Genomic DNA, 896 nt, shown 5'->3' with positions numbered 1-896 from the left:
AGCGTGAACTGCGAATCGGCGGCCGCGGAGCCGGTGTTGACGTGGACGAGCCGCCGGGTGTCCTCGGCGGTGGTGCCGGCGGCGGGCTTGACCCAGGCCTCGACCGTGAGGTTGTCGGCCAGCCGGGCGGAGGACAGGTGGCCGTCCCCGGCGGGCAGCGCGGGCGGGGTGGTGTCGGCCGCGAAGGCCAGGGCGCGGCCGGGCAGGTCGCTCCACCAGGAGGGCGGCTGCGCCGAACCGAGGGCCTCCGCCGTGCCGTCCGCCACGTCACCGATGGCCGTGCCGGCCTTGTTGGCGAGGGCGGCCGTCACATAGCGGGAGCCGTAGCGCGCGTGGCCGCCGGGCCGTCCGTGCGAGACCAGCACCGGGGCGTACGAGACCAGGTGCACGGGGGAGTCGGCCGCGATCGACGGCGCCGGGTCGGGCAGGAGCAGCCGGATCTCGGTCCCGTCGGTGGTGACGGCCTCGGAGACGGCGTACGCGGCTCCGCCGACGGTCACCAGGTCGCCGGCGGCCAGCGGCGCGGCGGCCTTCGCCTTGAGCGTCAGCACGTTCTCCTTGGCGAAGGACACGGTGCCGATCCCGACGGGCTGGGAACGACGGCCGTTGAGCGCGGCGGCCAGCTGCTCCGCGTTGCGGGGCAGCAGCCGCCAGGTCTCGGTGTCGAGGACCCTGCCCGGCTCGGGGGTCCCCGCCGCCCCTGCGGCCTGCTCCTTCGGCTTCTCCCGGAGGGTCAGGGTCAGGGTGCACCGGCCGGGGACGGCGGGCTCGGAGGCAGTCACGGCGATGGTCACGTCGGCCAGGTCCACACCGGCGTCCCGGGCGGTGAGCAGCACCTCGGTGTCGTCGGACGCGGTCAGCTTCCGGGAGGACCGGTCCCTGTCTCTTATACACAT

The 896-nt window shown here is 75.1% G+C and carries 1 pseudogene; it reads right to left on the bottom strand.

Features of this window, described 5'->3' with window-relative positions:
- Positions 1–896, bottom strand: a pseudogene (locus VR44_RS20855) (LamG-like jellyroll fold domain-containing protein); the annotation flags it as partial.

Origin of the sequence: Streptomyces katrae (assembly GCF_000966975.1) — a bacterium.
In the GTDB taxonomy this organism is placed as follows: Bacteria; Actinomycetota; Actinomycetes; order Streptomycetales; family Streptomycetaceae; genus Streptomyces; species Streptomyces katrae.
Note: the sequence above shows the minus strand (reverse complement) of the source record. Positions and strands in the feature narration are given on the sequence as shown.